This is a genomic window from Bdellovibrio reynosensis (assembly GCF_022814725.1).
In the GTDB taxonomy this organism is placed as follows: domain Bacteria; phylum Bdellovibrionota; class Bdellovibrionia; order Bdellovibrionales; family Bdellovibrionaceae; genus Bdellovibrio; species Bdellovibrio reynosensis.
Window position 1 is genome coordinate 461,916 of the sequence record NZ_CP093442.1, and the last position, 17,121, is coordinate 479,036.

A 17,121-nucleotide genomic window follows, 5' to 3' on the forward strand; every position below is an offset into this window, starting at 1 on the left:
GAATCAGAAGATCACAAGGACGTGTTCGAATGACATCAAGAATTCTCAGCATTGTAGCGGCATCTACATTTATTTCTCTTAGTTCTTTTGCAGCGGCTCCGCAGTACAAAGTGAACATGCGGGTCGGAATCAAGGGATCATCTCCTTTTTCTGTAAACACAGTTGCTAAATCCGGCAAAAAAACTTACGTAAGCCAATTCTCTGATGACGGACAAACTGAAACTGTTGTTGAAGTGTTCGCGAAAAAATCTCAGGTAAATCGCAAGAATGGTCTATTCATGGATGTTCTCGTAACAAAACGAGTTCGTGGAATGTCAAAAGTCTCTGAGCGTGCGCAAATCTTTGCACCTGACAATCAAGAGATGGAATTCGGAATGAATTCAAAGGGCAGAACTGCAGGAAATCTTTCTCTCGCAGTGATGGCTCATCAACTCTAAAGACTGACCGCAGCAAAGGACGACTTTCTTCGTTGATACACGACTTAGGTCGTGATCTGATTTTCCCTGTTGAGGGGGTAACAGATGATTCAACTCGTGAAGAATTTCACAGTGACAACAGCCGTGGCGGTTTTATCCGTCAGTGCCGCAAGTGCCGGAACAGTTCTAAAACTGAATGCAGGCGCGATCGACACAACAAAAATCTCTAACAATTATGCCGCTTCTTGGATGATGGAAGCTCAGCCAACTGAGTACATCGTGCAATTCAAGAAAGCGATCACGGAAGCTGACAAAGCAAAACTTAAAGCTCAATTTGAAGTTTTCGGTTACCTGCCTGATGACGCTTTAGTAGTTCGTTCTACTTACGCGCAACTTATCAGCTACAAAAATTCAAACGCAGAAGTTCAAGCAGTAGTTAAATATTCTCCAGCTTATAAAGTAAGCCGTGATTTCGACGCTGCCTCTGTATTTAATAAAGATGTACTTGAAAGTGTTGTCGTAAAGACCTTCAAAGCTTCAGAAACTGAACAAGTAGCAGCAAAAATCGCCGCTTTAAATCCTCAAGTAGAACTTCAAGTTGTTGACGGAAAATCTATCCTTGCTTTGATTCCTCGCGGATCAGTGGTGGCAGTGGCTGCGGTTTCTGGGGTTGAGCACGTTCAACCAAATCCTCAATTTGAATCTTTGCACTTTGCGATGGATGAAGACATCACAGGCACTGTGGTTGCCACTGCAGCCGGTGACTACACTGATTTAAAAGGTGATGAAACAGGAACACGAGTAATGAAATTTGATGCGGCATGGTCGCAAGGTTTCACGGGCCGTGGTCAAACAGTTTCAATGGCAGATACAGGTCTTGATTCTGGTAACATCGCGACAATCCACCAAGATTTCGCAGGCCAAGTCATTTCAGGATATCCTTTCGGATTATGGTCTAAAACTTGGGACGATCCAATGGGGCATGGTACCCACGTTGCTGGTTCAGTGATGGGTAACGGTAAAGCGTCTCGCGGTTTATTAAAAGGTGGAGCTTACGACGCTAACATGGTGGCTGAAGGTATGTGGTCGCCAATGCTTAAAAATCTAAGCGTTCCATCTAAACTTGGTGATCTATTCGCTAAAGCTTACGCTGACGGTGCTCGCGTACACACGAACTCTTGGGGTGGTGCTCGTACCTTTGGTGCTTACGATGCCTTCGCAATCCAAGTCGATGAGTGGACTGCTGCAAATCCCGATATGTTAGTTTTATTTGCAGCTGGTAACAGCGGCGCAGATAAAAACAAAGACGGCCGTATTGATGCAAATTCAATGGCTTCTCCAGGGACTGCAAAGAACGTTTTGACAGTAGGTGCTTCTGAAAACAAAACGACTTCTGGCGGTATCCAAGTTCCAATCAGCAAGTTGCGTGCAGCTAAAGATGAATGGCCAGCAGAACCAATCTACAGCGATTATATTTCCAACAACGAAAACGGTGTAGCGATGTTCTCTTCTCGCGGTCCTACAGTGGATGGCCGTATTAAGCCAGACATCGTAGCTCCAGGAACAAACATCCTTTCTGTTCGTGCACAAACAAACGGTGCATCTGAGCTTTGGGGTGCCTACAACAAAGATTACGCTTGGTCAGGTGGTACATCTATGGCGACTCCGCTAACTGCGGGTGCGGTAGCGATTGCTCGCCAAGTATTGATCGAAAAACACGGAATCCAAAATCCATCTGCTGCATTGATGAAAGCAACAATGATTCACACAGCAGTTGATATGTACCCAGGCCAATTCGGAGAGATCGGTGCTTCTCGTGGGCAAGAGTTACTGACTCGTCGCCCGAACTCTGATGAAGGTTACGGTCGCGTGGATGTTTCAAACATCGTAAACATCGGTGCTGAAACGAAATTGATCGACAATCGTCAAGGTGTTGCTCAAGGTGCGGAAGTTGTATACGAGTTCACATTGGCGCAAACAGGCAGCCTTTATGCGAACCTTGTTTGGACTGATGTCGCAGGTTCTGCGAATGCGGCTCAAGCGTTAGTAAATGACTTAGACTTAGTTTTGACTATGCCAAACGGTCAAACAATCAGCATGAACGATCACATCAACAATCTTGAGATGATCGAAAAATCGGGCTTACCTGCAGGTACTTACAAGTTAGCTGTAAAGGGGAATAAAATCCCTCAAGGTAAGAACGGAGCTCAAGCTTACGCATTGGTGTTCACTGCCAAATAACATTTCATTGGCATTATAAGTATCTGAATATACTGACGAAAAGGCTTGGGTAGTCCCGGGCCTTTTTGTTTTTGAAAATACCTGAAAATATTTCCAGACACGCCGCTCTGGTTTGATAACTTGTGTCAAATTTGATAGAACATTCGAGGTTGTGACTCTGTCCAATTTGAGCCTACTTCGACAAAGTTGAAGTTAAGCAGCGGAGGTATGAATGCAGACGTTTAATATCGGTGATAATGCAGTTTATCCCGGCTATGGCGTTGTAAAAGTGGTTTCTATTGAAGCCAAAGAAATGCTGGGCACCAAAGTTACTTTCTATAATATGCAGCTTGTCGACACTGGTCTTAAAATCATGATCCCTACAACAAACGTTAAATCAGCAGGTCTTCGCCCGATCATCTCTAAAGCTGAAGCGAATAAAGTTGTTGGTATCCTTAAAGAAAAAGACATCAAAATTGATAATCAAACTTGGAACCGTCGCTACCGTGAATACATGGAGAAAATCAAGACGGGTTCTGTGTTCGAAATTGCTGAAGTTTTACGCGATTTATTCCTTTTGAAAGCAGATAAAGAGCTTTCTTTTGGCGAACGCAAGATGCTTGATTCAGCTCGCAGCCTTCTTCTTAAAGAACTTACTTTGGCGACGAGCCAAGAAGAGCTTTTTAAGGAAGAAGAAGTAAAAGCAATCTTCGGAATCACAGGCTAGGCGCCGGTTTCGCTGAAAACGGCCCATCCGACTGCGTTGTCGGGCCTTGGCCTTCTCTCCGACGTAGCTCTGCTACGCCTCCGTTTCGGCCAAAACCCTCCGCCTTGCGGCTGAACCGTTTTGAGCGAAACCTCTTCCGGGGTGACATTCAAAATAAAAAGTAATAAGTTTTAGGCTTGGTTTTTTGACCAGGCCTTTTTTATTTACGGAGCTTCGATGACCTCTCAAATTTCTCCACATGTTCGTGTTCGTTTTGCACCATCACCTACGGGATATCTTCACGTCGGTGGAGCTCGAACAGCTCTTTATAATTATCTTTTTGCAAAAAAAAATAAGGGTGAATTTATTCTGCGTATTGAAGATACGGATGAAGCTCGGTCTACGGAAGAATCACTTCGTGGTGTGGTTGATGACTTAGTTTGGTTGAATCTTCTTTGGAATGAAGGTGTTGATCCGGTGACTTTGAAAGATCAAGGTCCTTTGGGGCCTTATCGCCAAAGTGAGCGTTTGGATATCTATAAAGAAGTTGCTGAAACTCTTCTGAAGCAAGGTAAGGCTTATTACTGCTTCATGACTGAAGAAGAAATCGAAAAACAAAGAGAAGAAGGCAAAGCGGCGGGTACGTTTGCTCACTTGAACTCTCCTTATCAAGATTGGTCATTGGAAAAAGCTTTAGAGCATTTGAAAGCGGGTAACAAAGCCGTTGTTCGTTTTAAAACTAAAGGCCTTGCGAAAGATTATATCTTTAACGACCTAGTTCGTGGCGAAGTCAAATTCCCATCTGATATGGTAGGTGACTTCGTGCTTCTTCGCTCTGGCAATATGCCCGTTTATAATTTCTGCTGCGTGGTTGACGATCATTTGATGAAAATCACCCATGTGTTTAGAGCCGAAGAACATCTTCCAAACACTCTTCGTCAGTTGATGATTTATGAAGCAATGGGATGGCAAACTCCAGAGTTTGGTCATATGGCCTTGATCTTAGATGAAGATCGCCAAAAACTTTCTAAACGCAAAGGTGCTGTGGCTTGCGGGATCTTAAAAGAAGAGGGTTATCTGAATTCAGCTATCTTGAATTTCATTGCTCTTCTAGGTTGGTCACATCCTGAAGGTAAAGAGATTATGACAGTTGATGATATGATTCAAGCATTTGATATTTCTCGTTTGAATCCGTCAGGTGCGATTTTTGACCGTGTGAAATTTAAATGGATGAATGCTATGCATTTAAGAGCTTTGCCAAATGCAGAGCTTTGGCAGCAGATTCAGCCGTTCTTAGCCCGCGAAAAAATGGAACTTCCCCAGGATCCTGCATGGCAAGATCGTTCGTTGAATCTATTTAAGCCGTACATGGAAACTTTGGTGGATGCGATTGAGCTATATAAGCCATTGAATGATAAATCCTATGTGATTCTTCCTGAGGCAGAGGAAACTTTGAAGTGGGAATCTACCAAAGCTGTTCTAGCTACTTGGCGTGATCTGATCGCCGCTCATCCTTCTGATTACTTAACTGAAGAAGAATTTTTAAAATTCCAAGATGAAGTTAAGAATAAAACGGGTGCAAAAGGCAAGAACCTTTTCATGCCGATTCGTGTGGCGGTTATCGGTAAACCTCACGGGGCTGAATTAAAAATTTTAGTTCCTTTGATTAAAAAACAATCCTTAGTGGCAAGAGCTCAACAAGCCTTGGCGCAAGCATAGGTGTCAGCAATGGCTTTAAAGATTTACAATTCGCAAAGTAGACAGCTTGAAGATTTCTCTCCGTTAACCCCGGGGAAAGTGACGATGTATGTCTGTGGGCCGACTGTTTACGATTTTTTGCATGTTGGAAATTTTCGTGGGCCGGTGTTTTTTAATTTAGTTCGTAACTGGTTAGAAAAGAGCGGCTATCAGGTAGCTTACGCCCTGAACTTTACCGACGTTGATGATAAAATCATTGCTCGCGCCAATGAGCGAGGTATGACTCCGCATGAACTGACAGAAAAATACATTGCGGAATATAAAAAAGACTTTGCCGATCTTGGTCTAAGACCCCACGATTTTAATCCGAAGGTCACAGAGCATATGGATGATATTCTTTCGATGGTTAAAACCTTGATTGAAAATAAAAAAGCCTATGCAGAACAAGGCGATGTTCTTTACTCTATCAAATCATTTGATGGATACGGCAAACTGAGCGGGCGAAATCCCGACGAGCTTTTAGCAGGTGCCCGGGTTGATGTGGATGAAAAAAAGCACAGTCCTTTGGACTTCGCTCTTTGGAAGAAGGCAAAACCGGGGGAAGAACAAGCATCGTGGAATTCCCCTTGGGGAGTAGGGCGCCCCGGTTGGCATATTGAATGTTCGGCGATGATTAAAAAGATTTTCGGTGATCAGATTGATATTCACGGTGGCGGAATGGATTTGATTTTCCCGCACCATGAAAATGAAATCGCACAAAGTGAAGGCTGTTCTGGCAAGCACTTCGTAAAATACTGGATGCATAATAATATGCTGAACTTTAGCGGTCAGAAGATGTCTAAGTCCGTGGGCAATCTGGTGACTATGCGCGAGTTCCTGCAAACCTATAATTCTGAAATTTATAAATGGATGATGTTATCAGTTCATTATCGTTCTACGAGTGAGTTTGGTGATGCGGCAATTGAAAGGACAGTGGGTAGTTTAGCCCGCGTCTATTCTGCACTATCTTTAGCTGAGACGTACTTAGCGCCTGAAGTAACTGTTCCCGATGCTGGATTTGAAAAAATCACGGCGGAAGCTTGGAAAAAAGTTGAGAGCGGTCTTAATGATGACTTCGGAACACCGGAAGTGTTTGCTGCGATCTTTGAAGTGGTTCGTCAGTTTAACAGCCAAGTTCGTCGTGGTATGAAATCAAATCCTGCAGTCCAGGCAAAAGCACTTTCATTTAGTAAATTTATTAAAGACGTCGGCGCTTTGATGAGCATGTTCCAAGAACCAGCTCATGATTTCTTAATTAAACTTGATGATATGCTTTTAAAGAAAATGGATTTGCAACGTGCTGATATTGATGCGTTGGTGGCTGAGCGTTCAGCGGCCCGCGATGCCAAAGACTTTGCAAAATCAGATGAGTATAGAAATAAACTTACGGGAATGGGTATTTCTGTAAGCGATACGGCGACGGGAAGCTTCTGGGAAGTGACTAAGTAGTTTTTTATTTTGAACTTAAAAGAAATGAAGAGCTTCGTTTTAGGAACGAAGCTCTGTTATTTTTAAAGACCTGTTAGGATTGAATTTAAATCAGGGCGTTTCGCGATTTGCGAACTGGCGTCTTGGGTTTTTCTGCTTACCACGCCGAACGGTAAGTTGCCCCACCACTTTTCAACGATACTACCATCGCTGCCGATGCTAGTTAGTTTGCACGTTTTATACATGCCAACAGACGTCGTAATATCTTCTAAGATTCCGCCTTTTTCCACGCAGCTTGCTAGGATTTCTTTATAGCGGTCTGGTGAATAAAGATCTTCAACCTCAGAGATTTTAGATGTGCGATCTTTGCCAATATCTGCTTCGTATTTGACGGTCCATTTACGAGTGTCTTTATTAAACGCCAAGACCTCTTTGGTAATTTTAATTTCTTCTTTGGTGCCGTCCACCATGTTCACGGTTCCGTTCCAGGTGACCTTGTCGCCGACAGTGGGATAAGCACTGGCATAGCTCGCGATAAATAGAATTAAAGCTGTGAATCCAAAACGCTTCATAGACTCCTCCTTCTAATCTTTTCGATCATGGCATAGGAAAGAGTCCTGTGAATCAAAAGATGCTGTTCTTGCAGTGATACAAGAAGGGGACTTTGCCGATACGCAAGTTAGTATAAAGTCAGTTCGTGGGTCTTGGCTTTTTCGATGTCAGCTTGATCCAACAGCTGTTCGCGATACTTGCCCTCGATAAACATCTGAACTTGGTCTTTGTAAAAAGGCGAAAGCATGTGCCCCGAAATACCGATGGGGTTAATACCCCAACTTTTCTGTGGGCTAGCAAAATCGATAATTCTACGAGTAGAAGGCCCGGCCACGACTTTGAAATCGGCTCCTAAGGCGTGCATTTTATTGTTGTTGATATCATTATAAGAGCCCGGCATTGGGTAAGGGCCTAAGTTAAACAGATAACTTAAAGGTGCCTTGCGCCCCAGCGGATGAACGTATTCAACTGTGTGAATGTCTCCCCACACTATTTCTGTTCCTAATTTTTCTGCGGCATTGATAAACCCTTGAGTGATAATTTCGTCGGGGTGTTTGTTGTTCCAAAAAGGCGCTTGCAGATTTTCAATCAGACGCTGATAAGAGATCCACGCATAAGGGGTATTAAGGTAAATCTTTCTTTGATCTTCAGGAATGTCCTTCATCATGAGCTGGATGATTTCGTTGTTCCACTGATGGTACAGAGCTGCCGCCTTAGAATCCGTGTTTGAAAGAAAATTCCAATTTTTCAGCTCTTGAATCTGTGGTGTGTACTCTCCATACTCGGCCTCTGAAAGTTTTAGGTTCTCAAAAAGTTTATCTAGAAGAAGCTTGGTTTGGGCGTTGAAGTTTTCAGTCTGTAAGGCTTTAAATTCTTCAGCACTCCACTGGTCTTTTTCTTGAAGAGCTTTAGTGATGGTTTGCAGGCGGTCATCTGACTGCCAGTCGCCGCGGATATCTGCAGATAAACCCGGTGGGCGCGAGTTCGCTGTAACAATGAACCCGGATTCTGGATTTATCGAATGAGGTTTTTCTTTCCACGGCAGTATTCTTACGTATTCATCTTGCCCGGTGCTGCCATCAAGAATCATGTCAGAATTGGGGTTTTTCTTTACCGCAATATCGCCAAACATCCACCAAGCAATGTTGACTCGGTCGGCATACATAACATTCAGCCCAGGAGCTGTTCCGAATTGCAGGGCGGATTCAAATTGGCCTAGGTCTTTTGCTTCACCCATCAGGCGTAAGGCCTTCATCGGATTATTTTCAGGGCGGTGAAAGGCCCACTTCAGCGCTAGATTTTTTTCTTCTAAGAAATGATCCATCAAAGGGCCGTGGGAGGTTTCAATCATCTCTAAAACCACGTCGGTGGAATCTTTCACTTTTATTGTTTCAGTCCAAGTTTTGTAGACCTCATCCTTGTTATTAAATAACACGGTCTGTTGGTGTCTATCGAGAACCTCGCGATACAAATCCATGTCATCAGCAAGTGACATGGTAAAGCCCCAAGCATGGTGGCGGGAATGTCCTAGAATTGCAAAAGGAACTAAAGCCAGGTGATGACCGTAAAGTTCAAATTCCGGGGTTTGGATATGAGCTTCAATCCACACAGAAGGAAAGCTGTATCCAATGTGGGGGTCGTTGGCAAAAAGGCTACTGCCTGATTGTGAGCGGCTCGGGCTAATAAGCCAGGCATTGCTTCCTTCAAAAGAAGCGATGAAGTTTCCATTGGCTTCATCTTCAAAGGTTTTAAAGTTTTTATTATCGACAATTTTTAGGGGTGCTTTTAGTGGATCATTGCGAAGGTTTTGAAAGACTTCCGCCGGTAGCTGTGATGCTAGCTTCGTCATTAAGGGGTCGGCTTTCAGGGCGACTCCGAAGCTATAGGCCATGTGACCGGTCATGATGTAAGCATCGATCGGCTCAAAGCGACGAGGCTTGATGCCTAACAAAGTCATTTCATAGGGAAGTGTGCGAGTTTGAACATACTGATTTACGCCATCAAAGTAAGCTTCTAGTTCCTGCCACAAGGTTTGATCGAAAGTGTTGTTCTTCTTTTCGTGTTCTAGCATGCGCTGAACAGATCTTTTTAGCATCAGGCTGCGGTAAAGTTTGTCGCTTTTAAGTGCGACCTCGCCAAAGACTTCGCTTAACTCGCCTTGGGTCAAGCGGCGGGAAAGTTCCATTTGAAATAATCTTTCGCTAGCGATCACAAATCCCAAGGCCCGCAAAGCATCTAACTTGTTAGCGGCTTTGATGTGGGGAATCCCGTAATTATCGCGAGTGATCTTCACGGCTGAAGAAAGATTTTGGATTTTAATTTCCCCATCCAGTGGGGCCATAGAGGACCTTAGGAAGAGGAAAATCCCGATAGTAGCTAAAACAACAACGAATCCAAGCAGAGCTAAAATTCGTTTGAAAGTTTTCGTTGGAAATCTCTGTTTTCGTTTCATTGGGACTCTCTTATTTCGCGAGGTAAAACGATATAATTTCACAGCCGCGGGAAGTGGCAAGGGGGATCGTTGTCACCATGCAAAACAAGAGTCTAGACTTTCGATTGACGCGGTGAAACCGCAAAAAGAAGCAGGCACCTTTTTCTGGAGCGTGGTAGCATTAGAGGGATGGGCTCTTCATTTAAAAAGAACTTTCAATTGGTATCTGAGTTTAAGCCTTCTGGAGATCAGCCAAAAGCGATCCAAGAGATGCTTGAAAACTTTGATGCCGGGTTAAAACACCAAACCTTGTTAGGTGTGACGGGATCGGGAAAAACTTTTTCGATGGCGCACACTATTGCACAATTGAATCAGCCAGCGTTGGTGCTTGCACCGAATAAAACTTTGGCAGCGCAATTGTATGCGGAGTTTAAAGAGCTGTTCCCGCGTAATGCGGTTGAGTACTTCGTAAGTTATTACGATTACTATCAGCCGGAAGCTTATATCCCGACTACTGACACTTATATCGAAAAAGATTCTGCCATCAATGAACAAATCGATCGCATGCGCCACTCGGCGACTCGTTCGTTGTTTGACCGTCGTGATGTTATCATCGTCAGTTCTGTATCTTGTATCTACGGTTTGGGATCACCAGAAGCCTATGAAGGCATGATGATTCAAATCGTTTCAAATACCGATATGAAGCGGGATCATTTGTTGCGTGAACTTATTCGTATTCAGTACCAACGTAACAACGTGGATTTCTCTCGCGGTACTGTGCGGGTGCGTGGTGATAATGTTGAAATCTTTCCTCCGTATGAAGAACAACGCGCGATCCGTGTTGAGTTCTTCGGCGATTTTATCGAACGCCTTTCATGGATTGATCCATTGACGGGTCAAGTTTTAGAAGAGCTTGATCAAATAGGCATTTATCCAGGAAGTCACCACGTTACCAGTGAAGATAACCTAAAGCGCGCTATCCGTACGATTCAAGATGAACTGCGCGAAAGGCTTGTAGAACTGAATACGAATATGAAGTTTCTAGAGGCGCAACGGCTTGAGCAAAGAACTTACTATGACATCGAGATGATGGAACAAATGGGTTTTTGCCAAGGGATTGAAAACTATTCGCGCCACATGACCGGCCGAGGGCCTGGTGAGCCGCCTCCAACTTTATTAGAATATTTCCCGAAAGACTTCGTTACTTTTATCGATGAGTCCCACGTGACCGTTCCACAAATCGGGGGCATGTACCGTGGTGACCGTGCACGTAAGATGACGCTAGTTGATCACGGTTTCCGTTTGCCATCAGCACTAGACAACCGTCCTTTAAACTTCCAAGAATTTGAAACCATGATGGATAAGGTCGTTTATGTTTCCGCAACGCCGGGCACTTACGAACTGCAGAAATCAGAAGGTATCATCGTTGAACAAATCATTCGTCCAACGGGATTGATTGATCCTGTCGTTGAAGTTCGTCCGGTGAAGCATCAAGTTGATGATCTTTTAAAAGAGATTCGTGACCGAATTGCAAAAAAGGAAAGAGTTTTAATTACGACCTTAACGAAACGTTCTGCAGAGGACTTGACTGAGTATTATGAAAATCTCGGTATTAAAGTTAAGTACCTGCATAGCGAAATCCAAACAGTGGAAAGAACAGAAATCTTGCGTGACTTGCGCTTGGGCGTCTTTGACGTTCTTGTGGGTATCAACCTTTTAAGAGAAGGTTTGGATATTCCAGAGGTCAGCCTAGTAGGCATCACCGATGCCGATAAAGAAGGCTTCTTACGTTCCGATAGATCTTTGATTCAAACGATTGGTCGTGCCGCCCGTAACTTAAACGGTCGCGTGATTCTTTATGGGGATACCATCACCGAAAGTATGAGAAAAGCGATCAACGAAACGGACAGACGTCGTCGTATTCAGCAAGAATACAATACTCAACATGGTATTACGCCACAGTCGATTCGTAAAAAAATCCGTGAAGGACTTGGTGAAGTATTCGATGGAACTTTAAGTTCACCACTGCAAGGTGAAAATAAAGATGCTGCTATTAATGGCAAGTTCGCCCATGCTCCGGATAAGCTTCAGCAGGAAATCAAAAAGCTGCGTGATAAAATGAAAAAACTTTCTGCGGATCTTGAATTTGAAGAAGCTGCAAAAGTGCGCGATGAAATCAAGCGGCTGCAAATCACCGAACTTGCATTACGAAGCGGGGAGGTAGAGTCAGACAGTGCGGAGGTAATTAAGGATGGCCTCAAGTAAGTTTGACGAAGTTCGCGATAAGGTCAGAGAGTTTCCGTTAAATAGCGGGGTCTATCTGATGAAAGGACCTGGCGATAAGATTATCTATATCGGCAAGGCCAAGAATTTGCGTAATCGCGTGCGTAGTTATTTTACTGATAATAAAGACCATTCCCCAAAGACGCGCCTTTTAGTGCAAAACATTCTTGAGGTTGAATACATTTTAACCAAAACAGAAGTAGAGGCGTTTCTTTTAGAAGCCTCTTTAATTAAGAAGCATCGCCCTAAATACAATATCCGTCTGCGCGATGATAAAGCTTATCCCTACATTCGCTTTACTTGGGGCGATGATTATCCGCGCCTGTATTTGGCCCGTAAGGTGAAAAAAGATGGTTCACTTTATTTTGGTCCTTACACTTCAGGCTTTGCAGTTCACGGTACCATTCGATTTCTAAATCGAACTTTTAAAATCCGCGACTGTGGCGATGCAATGTTTCGTTCGCGCACACGTCCTTGTATGACTTATCAAATCGGACGCTGTACGGCTCCGTGTGTGAAATATATTTCTAAAGATGATTATAAGGCAGAAGTTGAAGGCGCGAAGCTCTTCTTAAAAGGACAGAATAAAAAAGTTCTAAAAGCGCTGACTGAAAAAATGATGACAGCGGCTGATGAAGAAAAGTTTGAAGTGGCTGCTCGTCTGCGTGATTCCATTCAAGCTGTTAAAGCTATCTTGCAAAAACAAACTGTTATCAACGACACTTCTGAAAAAGATCAAGATGCTATCGGATTCTTTGGTGATGAGCGTGGTTGTCTGATTGAAACTGTCCACGTTCGTGCAGGCCGCGTGATCGGGACACGTCCCCATTATCTGCCCCATTTTGATCCTAACGATCCGAAAGAAGATCCACGGGAATGGCTGGTGGATTTTATGAATCAGTACTTTGAAGACAACTTTATCCCTGATGAAGTTCTTTTGCCTTTAGATATTGGCGAAGAGCTTTGCAAACTTATGGGCGAGGTTTTGAAAGAACGCAGTGGCAACAAAGTCGTTGTTCGTTATGCTTCGGATGAACGTGGCAGAAACTTAGTGGACATGGCTAATCAAAATGCCGAAGCCCATTTCTTAAAATACGTTTCTAAGTCCGAAGAAAAGCAGCGTGGTCTAGAAGAAATCAAAGAGCGTTTCTCTTTGCCTGAAATTCCACGTCGTATTGAGTGTTATGATATTTCAACCTTCCAAGGTTCTGAGACCGTGGCTTCTCAGGTCGTTTTTGAAGAAGGTGTTCCGGCTAAAGAACACTATCGCCGGTATAAAATTCGTACGGTTGAAGGAATCAATGACTTTGCTTCGATGTATGAGGTTTTAAGTCGCCGCTTTAAACACACTGAATACGATGATCCAAATTTGATCGTCATTGACGGTGGTAAGGGGCAGTTGTCCCAGGCGATGAAGATTCTAGAAGAAATCGGCAGAAAAGACATCCCGGTGGTGGGGCTAGCTAAAGCTCGCACCGAATCGGATTTCCAAAAACAAACCGTGGAATCCACTGAAGAGCGTTTCTTTTTACCGGGTCGCCAGAATCCCGTGGTCTTTAAAAACAACGCTGAAGCTTTATATATTTTAGCGGGCATCCGCGATGAGGCCCATCGTTTTGCCATCACATATCACCGTAAACTTCGCGAAAACACTTCTTTAGAAAGTGAACTTGATTACGTCGTGGGTTTAGGCGAAAAAAGAAAGAAAGTTCTTTTGACTCGCTTTAACTCTATTGATGAAATCAAAATGGCAGCTCCGGATGAAATTGCCGCTTTAAAAGGCTTTAACCGAGTGCTGGCAGAGCGCATTTTGTTGCAGCTCAATGACACTGAAGAAGAAGAAGCTGAGGTTGAAGCGTGAAGAGTCATGCCCTGTTTGTGGGTCTGGGAATTTTCTTAAGCCGTATTGCGGGGCTGGTGCGTGAACGGGTGTTTGCACACTTTTTTGGAAACTCTGACGCTGGTGACGCTTTCAAAGCCGCCCTTAAAATTCCCAATTTTTTACAAAATCTTTTCGGTGAAGGCGTTCTTTCTGCCAGTTTTATTCCAGTTTATGCCCAGTTGTTAGCCAAGAAGCATGACGAAGAGGCCGCTAAGGTCGCGTCGGTTATCGGTAGTTTATTATTCCTACTGACTTCGTTTTTAGTTTTGTTAGGTGTTTTTGCTACGCCTTTTCTGATCGATCTTATTGCGCCAGGCTTTTCAGGTGAAAAGCGAGCGTTAACGATTCAAATCGTGCAAATTTTATTTCCTGGCACAGGCTTTTTGGTGATGTCTGCATGGTGCTTAGGAATTTTAAATTCCCATCGCCGATTTTTTCTTTCCTATGTCGCTCCGGTTGTATGGAATTTAGCGATCATTGTTTCTTTAGTGGCATTTGGTTTTAAGCAAGGCCAATTTGACTTAGCTATCACGGTGGCTTGGGGTTTGATGATAGGAAGCTTTTTGCAGTTTGCCGTACAATTGCCTTCAGCTTTGAAACTAGGGCGCAAGATTTATCCTTCATTGAATCTAAAAATGGCAGAGGTTCGTACCGTTTTAAAAAACTTCGTGCCGGTAGTGACATCCCGGGGTGTGGTGCAGATTGTTGCTTACATTGATAATATCTTCGCCAGTCTTTTGCCGACGGGTGCGGTGTCTGCATTGGCTTACGCGCAAACCCTTTATCTTTTGCCGATCAGTTTATTTGGAATGAGTGTATCAGCTGCAGAGCTACCAATGATGTCCCAGGCCACGGGCACGGATCATGAGATCAAGGAATATTTGCGTGAAAGACTGAATCGCGGTTTAGCGCAGATTGCTTTTTTCATAGTGCCATCGGTAGTGGGCTTTTTCTTTTTAGGTAATTATATCGTAGGGGCGTTGTTTCAGACGGGGGAATTTAAAGCTGATAACACCCGCTATGTGTGGATGGTTTTAGCTGGCTACACGGTGGGACTGTTGGCGTCGACATTAGGAAGATTGTATTCATCGACTTTCTATTCTTTGAAGGACACTAAAACCCCGCTGAAGTTTGCCATCGTTCGTGTGGTTTTTGCGACGCTGCTTTCTGTCTTATTAACCTTCGTCGTGCCAAAACAATGGGACCTTGATTTTCAATGGGCTACGGTGGGTTTAACTTTGGCGGGTGGTATTGCAGGCTGGATTGAGTTTTATTTTTTGCGCCAGGCTTTAAATAAAAAAATTGGGAAGACCGGATTAAATATTCAGTTCCAAGGAAAGTTGTGGGGGATTGCCGCAGTCAGTGCAGGACTTGCCGCTGTCGTAGGTCATGGAATTCTGAATGAGCAGTTGCACATCATCGTTCAAGCTATCATTGTGCTTGGTGTGTATGGCGTCTCCTATTTCGCACTTGGATATTTTGCGAAAGTAGAACAGGCCCACTCGTTCATCAGTAAGATTGTAAGACGAATTAAATAAAATTAGCGACGACGTCCCCATCCGTATAAATCGACATAAATATTATCGACGGGGAAAGCAAAACGCAGACGTCCCGCGAAGTAGCCGTCGTGCCACGGTCTAAACTCCACCGTAGTACGGCAGACTTGATTCGGTCCTAAGCGGTTAGGGCAGTTGCTCCATGCCCAATAGGCGGAACCTAGGATGTAGATGCCTTTCACTTCAAGGTTTTCATCCCCGGTGTTGCGAAGGTAGATATCTGCGCGTTCTCGAAAGTTCACCGCGACGTGACCGAAGTTATAGTAATAAAACTTATCGGCTTTGGCAGAAATTTGTTCAGGATTGATTGAAAGTTGCACCGCGGGTTTTGCTTGTGCCAGAGAGTTGAGGGCGATGACCAGAAAGATACTTATTAGCAATTTCATGCTAACCTCCCACTGATTCTATTTTTTCTTAATAAGAAATTGGTCGCAAAGTTTTTCCGGTATATGATTGTCTTGTCATGAATGAGTCCGTTTGGTCCCCCATGAAAATTTCCATCTACAGATCCTTTTGGATCTGTGCTTTTTTGTCAAATCTTGGAACTTGGATTCAAGATGTGGCAGCAAGTTGGGTGATGACACATTTAAACACCTCGCCCTTGGTGATCTCGCTTTTATCTTTTTCAAATAGTTTACCAGTTTTGTTTTTAAGTATTCCTGCGGGACTTATAGCGGATCAAGGGCACCGTCGTAAAGTGCTGCTGTTTGCGCAAAGTATGATGTTCTTTGCAGCAGGTCTTCTGGCGTATCTAGTGTGGCAAGGGCAAGTCACCGTCGCGAGTTTGCTAAGTTTGTCGCTTATCATGGGGTGTGGATTTGCGCTTACGAATCCAGCTTTTCAGTCTGTGCTTACGGATTTAGTTCCCAATCAAATGCATACTTCTGCGGTGATGGTTTATTATATGGGAATTAACTTAACCCGCGTGCTTGGCCCAACTGTGGGCGGAGGCATTCTAAGCAGTGTGGGCCCAAGCAGTGCTTTTTTAATTAATAGCGTTTCATTCTTAGGTCTGATCATTTTCTTTTGGATTTGGCCGGTGAACACCGGCCTGGAACAAACAAAAAAACTTGAAACCCTTGATTGGAGATTTTTATTTTCCTTTCACAACGCCAAGCTGTGGGTGGAAATATTCTGTGTCACTTTCTTTGCTTCGTCATTGTGGGCGCTATATCCAACCAGGGGCCGCCTTGAAATGGAGTTAAACTCTTTTCAGTACGGTATGCTGTTGGGGAGTTTTGGATTAGGTGCGTGCTTAAGTGCAATTCTTTCTGAAAAAGTGATGCTGCCGGGAAAAACTAAAAAATCTTTGGCCGGTTCTTACGTGATTTATGCGGTGGGTGTGGGTCTTTTAGGGTTTGCTCCGCACTATGGGTTTTTATATGTCGCCATGTTTTTAGCAGGAATCGGGTGGTTAGTTCTTTCAACATTGATGAACATGAGTTCTCGGCAGATCACTGGAAAGTCCCACTTAAAAGCGACGATGCTGGGTGTTTTCTTGGCTGTCTTTTATGCCGGAATGGCGATTGGATCAGTAAGTTGGGGAGCCGTCGCAAGGCTTTCTGCTACAACAACGGCCCTGTATATCGCAAGCCTGGGATTGGCCTTGATCGGAATCACAAAACTTTATCGCAACTGGGATTAATTAACTCACGCGATGAAGAGTGCTTTTTCTTTCGTGGGCGCAAACCTGGCATTTGCCATTTTCTTGGATCATCGCATCTTCTTTTGATTGTTGATAATCGAATTCCATGGGGCCACTGCATAACTCGCAGTTTTGTACACTCATTCGAAAGTTTTCACGCTTAATAAATTCTTCTGTAGGAATGATGTTGAATTTGAAAACTTCCATGGTGATACCTCCACTGATGCTTTCTTATCGGCATCTTTTGTCTCAGCTTGAGACGTAA

The 17,121-nt window shown here is 43.9% G+C and carries 13 protein-coding genes; 9 read left to right on the forward strand and 4 right to left on the reverse strand.

The genetic code is table 11. The features are described from left to right. Positions 1 to 29 precede the first annotated feature (29 nt). The 5 genes from MNR06_RS02085 to cysS all read left to right on the forward strand — a co-directional run bounded on the left by MNR06_RS02085 (position 30) and on the right by cysS (position 6,528). Positions 30 to 437 carry a hypothetical protein gene (locus MNR06_RS02085; RefSeq protein WP_243538346.1) on the forward strand — a complete coding sequence of 136 codons (408 nt, stop codon included), beginning with the start codon at positions 30 to 32 and terminating at the stop codon, positions 435 to 437. Between the two features lie 84 nt (positions 438 to 521). Continuing rightward, on the forward strand, positions 522 to 2,657 hold the full coding sequence (locus tag MNR06_RS02090) for a S8 family serine peptidase (protein ID WP_243538347.1): 2,136 nt from the start codon (positions 522 to 524) through the stop codon (positions 2,655 to 2,657). A gap of 211 nt (positions 2,658 to 2,868) precedes the next feature. After that, positions 2,869 to 3,363: a CarD family transcriptional regulator gene (locus MNR06_RS02095; RefSeq protein ID WP_243538348.1), complete on the forward strand. Its 495-nt coding sequence runs from the start codon at positions 2,869 to 2,871 to the stop codon at positions 3,361 to 3,363. A gap of 216 nt (positions 3,364 to 3,579) precedes the next feature. Further along, the gene (gene gltX / locus MNR06_RS02100; protein WP_243538349.1) at positions 3,580 to 5,061 is read left to right on the forward strand and encodes a glutamate--tRNA ligase; all 1,482 of its coding nucleotides are present in this window, start codon (positions 3,580 to 3,582) and stop codon (positions 5,059 to 5,061) included. Between the two features lie 9 nt (positions 5,062 to 5,070). Beyond that, complete coding sequence (gene cysS / locus MNR06_RS02105) at positions 5,071 to 6,528, forward strand: cysteine--tRNA ligase (protein WP_243538350.1); 1,458 nt, start codon at positions 5,071 to 5,073, stop codon at positions 6,526 to 6,528. Between the two features lie 62 nt (positions 6,529 to 6,590). Here the strand turns inward: cysS and MNR06_RS02110 are convergent, their stop codons facing one another. Both MNR06_RS02110 and MNR06_RS02115 read right to left on the reverse strand, forming a co-directional pair. Further along, positions 6,591 to 7,079, reverse strand: a complete 489-nt coding sequence (locus MNR06_RS02110; RefSeq protein ID WP_243538351.1) for a hypothetical protein — start codon at positions 7,077 to 7,079, stop codon at positions 6,591 to 6,593. Positions 7,080 to 7,186: 107 nt separating this feature from the next. Further along, complete coding sequence (locus MNR06_RS02115) at positions 7,187 to 9,400, reverse strand: penicillin acylase family protein (RefSeq protein ID WP_243538352.1); 2,214 nt, start codon at positions 9,398 to 9,400, stop codon at positions 7,187 to 7,189. 279 nt (positions 9,401 to 9,679) lie between these two features. Here MNR06_RS02115 and uvrB point away from each other — a divergent pair, with 279 nt between their 5' ends. Genes uvrB through murJ form a run of 3 tightly spaced genes read left to right on the forward strand, consistent with a single transcriptional unit; the run spans position 9,680 to position 15,193 of the window. Beyond that, on the forward strand, positions 9,680 to 11,755 hold the full coding sequence (gene uvrB, locus MNR06_RS02120; RefSeq protein ID WP_243538353.1) for an excinuclease ABC subunit UvrB: 2,076 nt from the start codon (positions 9,680 to 9,682) through the stop codon (positions 11,753 to 11,755). Next, the gene (gene uvrC / locus MNR06_RS02125) at positions 11,742 to 13,634 is read left to right on the forward strand and encodes an excinuclease ABC subunit UvrC (RefSeq protein ID WP_243538354.1); all 1,893 of its coding nucleotides are present in this window, start codon (positions 11,742 to 11,744) and stop codon (positions 13,632 to 13,634) included. The genes uvrB and uvrC overlap by 14 nt, the downstream gene beginning before the upstream one ends. Beyond that, entirely contained in the window at positions 13,631 to 15,193 is a 1,563-nt protein-coding gene (gene murJ / locus MNR06_RS02130; protein WP_243538355.1) for a murein biosynthesis integral membrane protein MurJ, read from the forward strand. The genes uvrC and murJ overlap by 4 nt, the downstream gene beginning before the upstream one ends. Before the next feature lie 2 nt (positions 15,194 to 15,195). Here the strand turns inward: murJ and MNR06_RS02135 are convergent, their stop codons facing one another. Next, positions 15,196 to 15,597 carry a hypothetical protein gene (locus MNR06_RS02135; RefSeq protein ID WP_243538356.1) on the reverse strand — a complete coding sequence of 134 codons (402 nt, stop codon included), beginning with the start codon at positions 15,595 to 15,597 and terminating at the stop codon, positions 15,196 to 15,198. A gap of 77 nt (positions 15,598 to 15,674) precedes the next feature. Here MNR06_RS02135 and MNR06_RS02140 point away from each other — a divergent pair, with 77 nt between their 5' ends. Then, positions 15,675 to 16,856: an MFS transporter gene (locus tag MNR06_RS02140; protein WP_407933191.1), complete on the forward strand. Its 1,182-nt coding sequence runs from the start codon at positions 15,675 to 15,677 to the stop codon at positions 16,854 to 16,856. On the opposite strand, the gene MNR06_RS02145 is transcribed toward MNR06_RS02140, so the two are convergent. Then, the gene (locus MNR06_RS02145; RefSeq protein WP_243538358.1) at positions 16,857 to 17,063 is read right to left on the reverse strand and encodes a hypothetical protein; all 207 of its coding nucleotides are present in this window, start codon (positions 17,061 to 17,063) and stop codon (positions 16,857 to 16,859) included. Positions 17,064 to 17,121: the final 58 nt, after the last annotated feature.

Coding starts and splice junctions, on each gene's coding strand:
- MNR06_RS02145 (WP_243538358.1), bottom strand. CDS start 17,063: ATGGAAGTTTTCAAATTCAACATCATTCCTACAGAAGAATTTATTAAG.
- uvrB (WP_243538353.1), top strand. CDS start 9,680: ATGGGCTCTTCATTTAAAAAGAACTTTCAATTGGTATCTGAGTTTAAG.
- MNR06_RS02135 (WP_243538356.1), bottom strand. CDS start 15,597: ATGAAATTGCTAATAAGTATCTTTCTGGTCATCGCCCTCAACTCTCTG.
- MNR06_RS02110 (WP_243538351.1), bottom strand. CDS start 7,079: ATGAAGCGTTTTGGATTCACAGCTTTAATTCTATTTATCGCGAGCTAT.
- MNR06_RS02085 (WP_243538346.1), top strand. CDS start 30: ATGACATCAAGAATTCTCAGCATTGTAGCGGCATCTACATTTATTTCT.
- uvrC (WP_243538354.1), top strand. CDS start 11,742: ATGGCCTCAAGTAAGTTTGACGAAGTTCGCGATAAGGTCAGAGAGTTT.
- MNR06_RS02115 (WP_243538352.1), bottom strand. CDS start 9,400: ATGGCCCCACTGGATGGGGAAATTAAAATCCAAAATCTTTCTTCAGCC.
- MNR06_RS02140 (WP_407933191.1), top strand. CDS start 15,675: ATGAATGAGTCCGTTTGGTCCCCCATGAAAATTTCCATCTACAGATCC.
- cysS (WP_243538350.1), top strand. CDS start 5,071: ATGGCTTTAAAGATTTACAATTCGCAAAGTAGACAGCTTGAAGATTTC.
- MNR06_RS02095 (WP_243538348.1), top strand. CDS start 2,869: ATGCAGACGTTTAATATCGGTGATAATGCAGTTTATCCCGGCTATGGC.
- MNR06_RS02090 (WP_243538347.1), top strand. CDS start 522: ATGATTCAACTCGTGAAGAATTTCACAGTGACAACAGCCGTGGCGGTT.
- gltX (WP_243538349.1), top strand. CDS start 3,580: ATGACCTCTCAAATTTCTCCACATGTTCGTGTTCGTTTTGCACCATCA.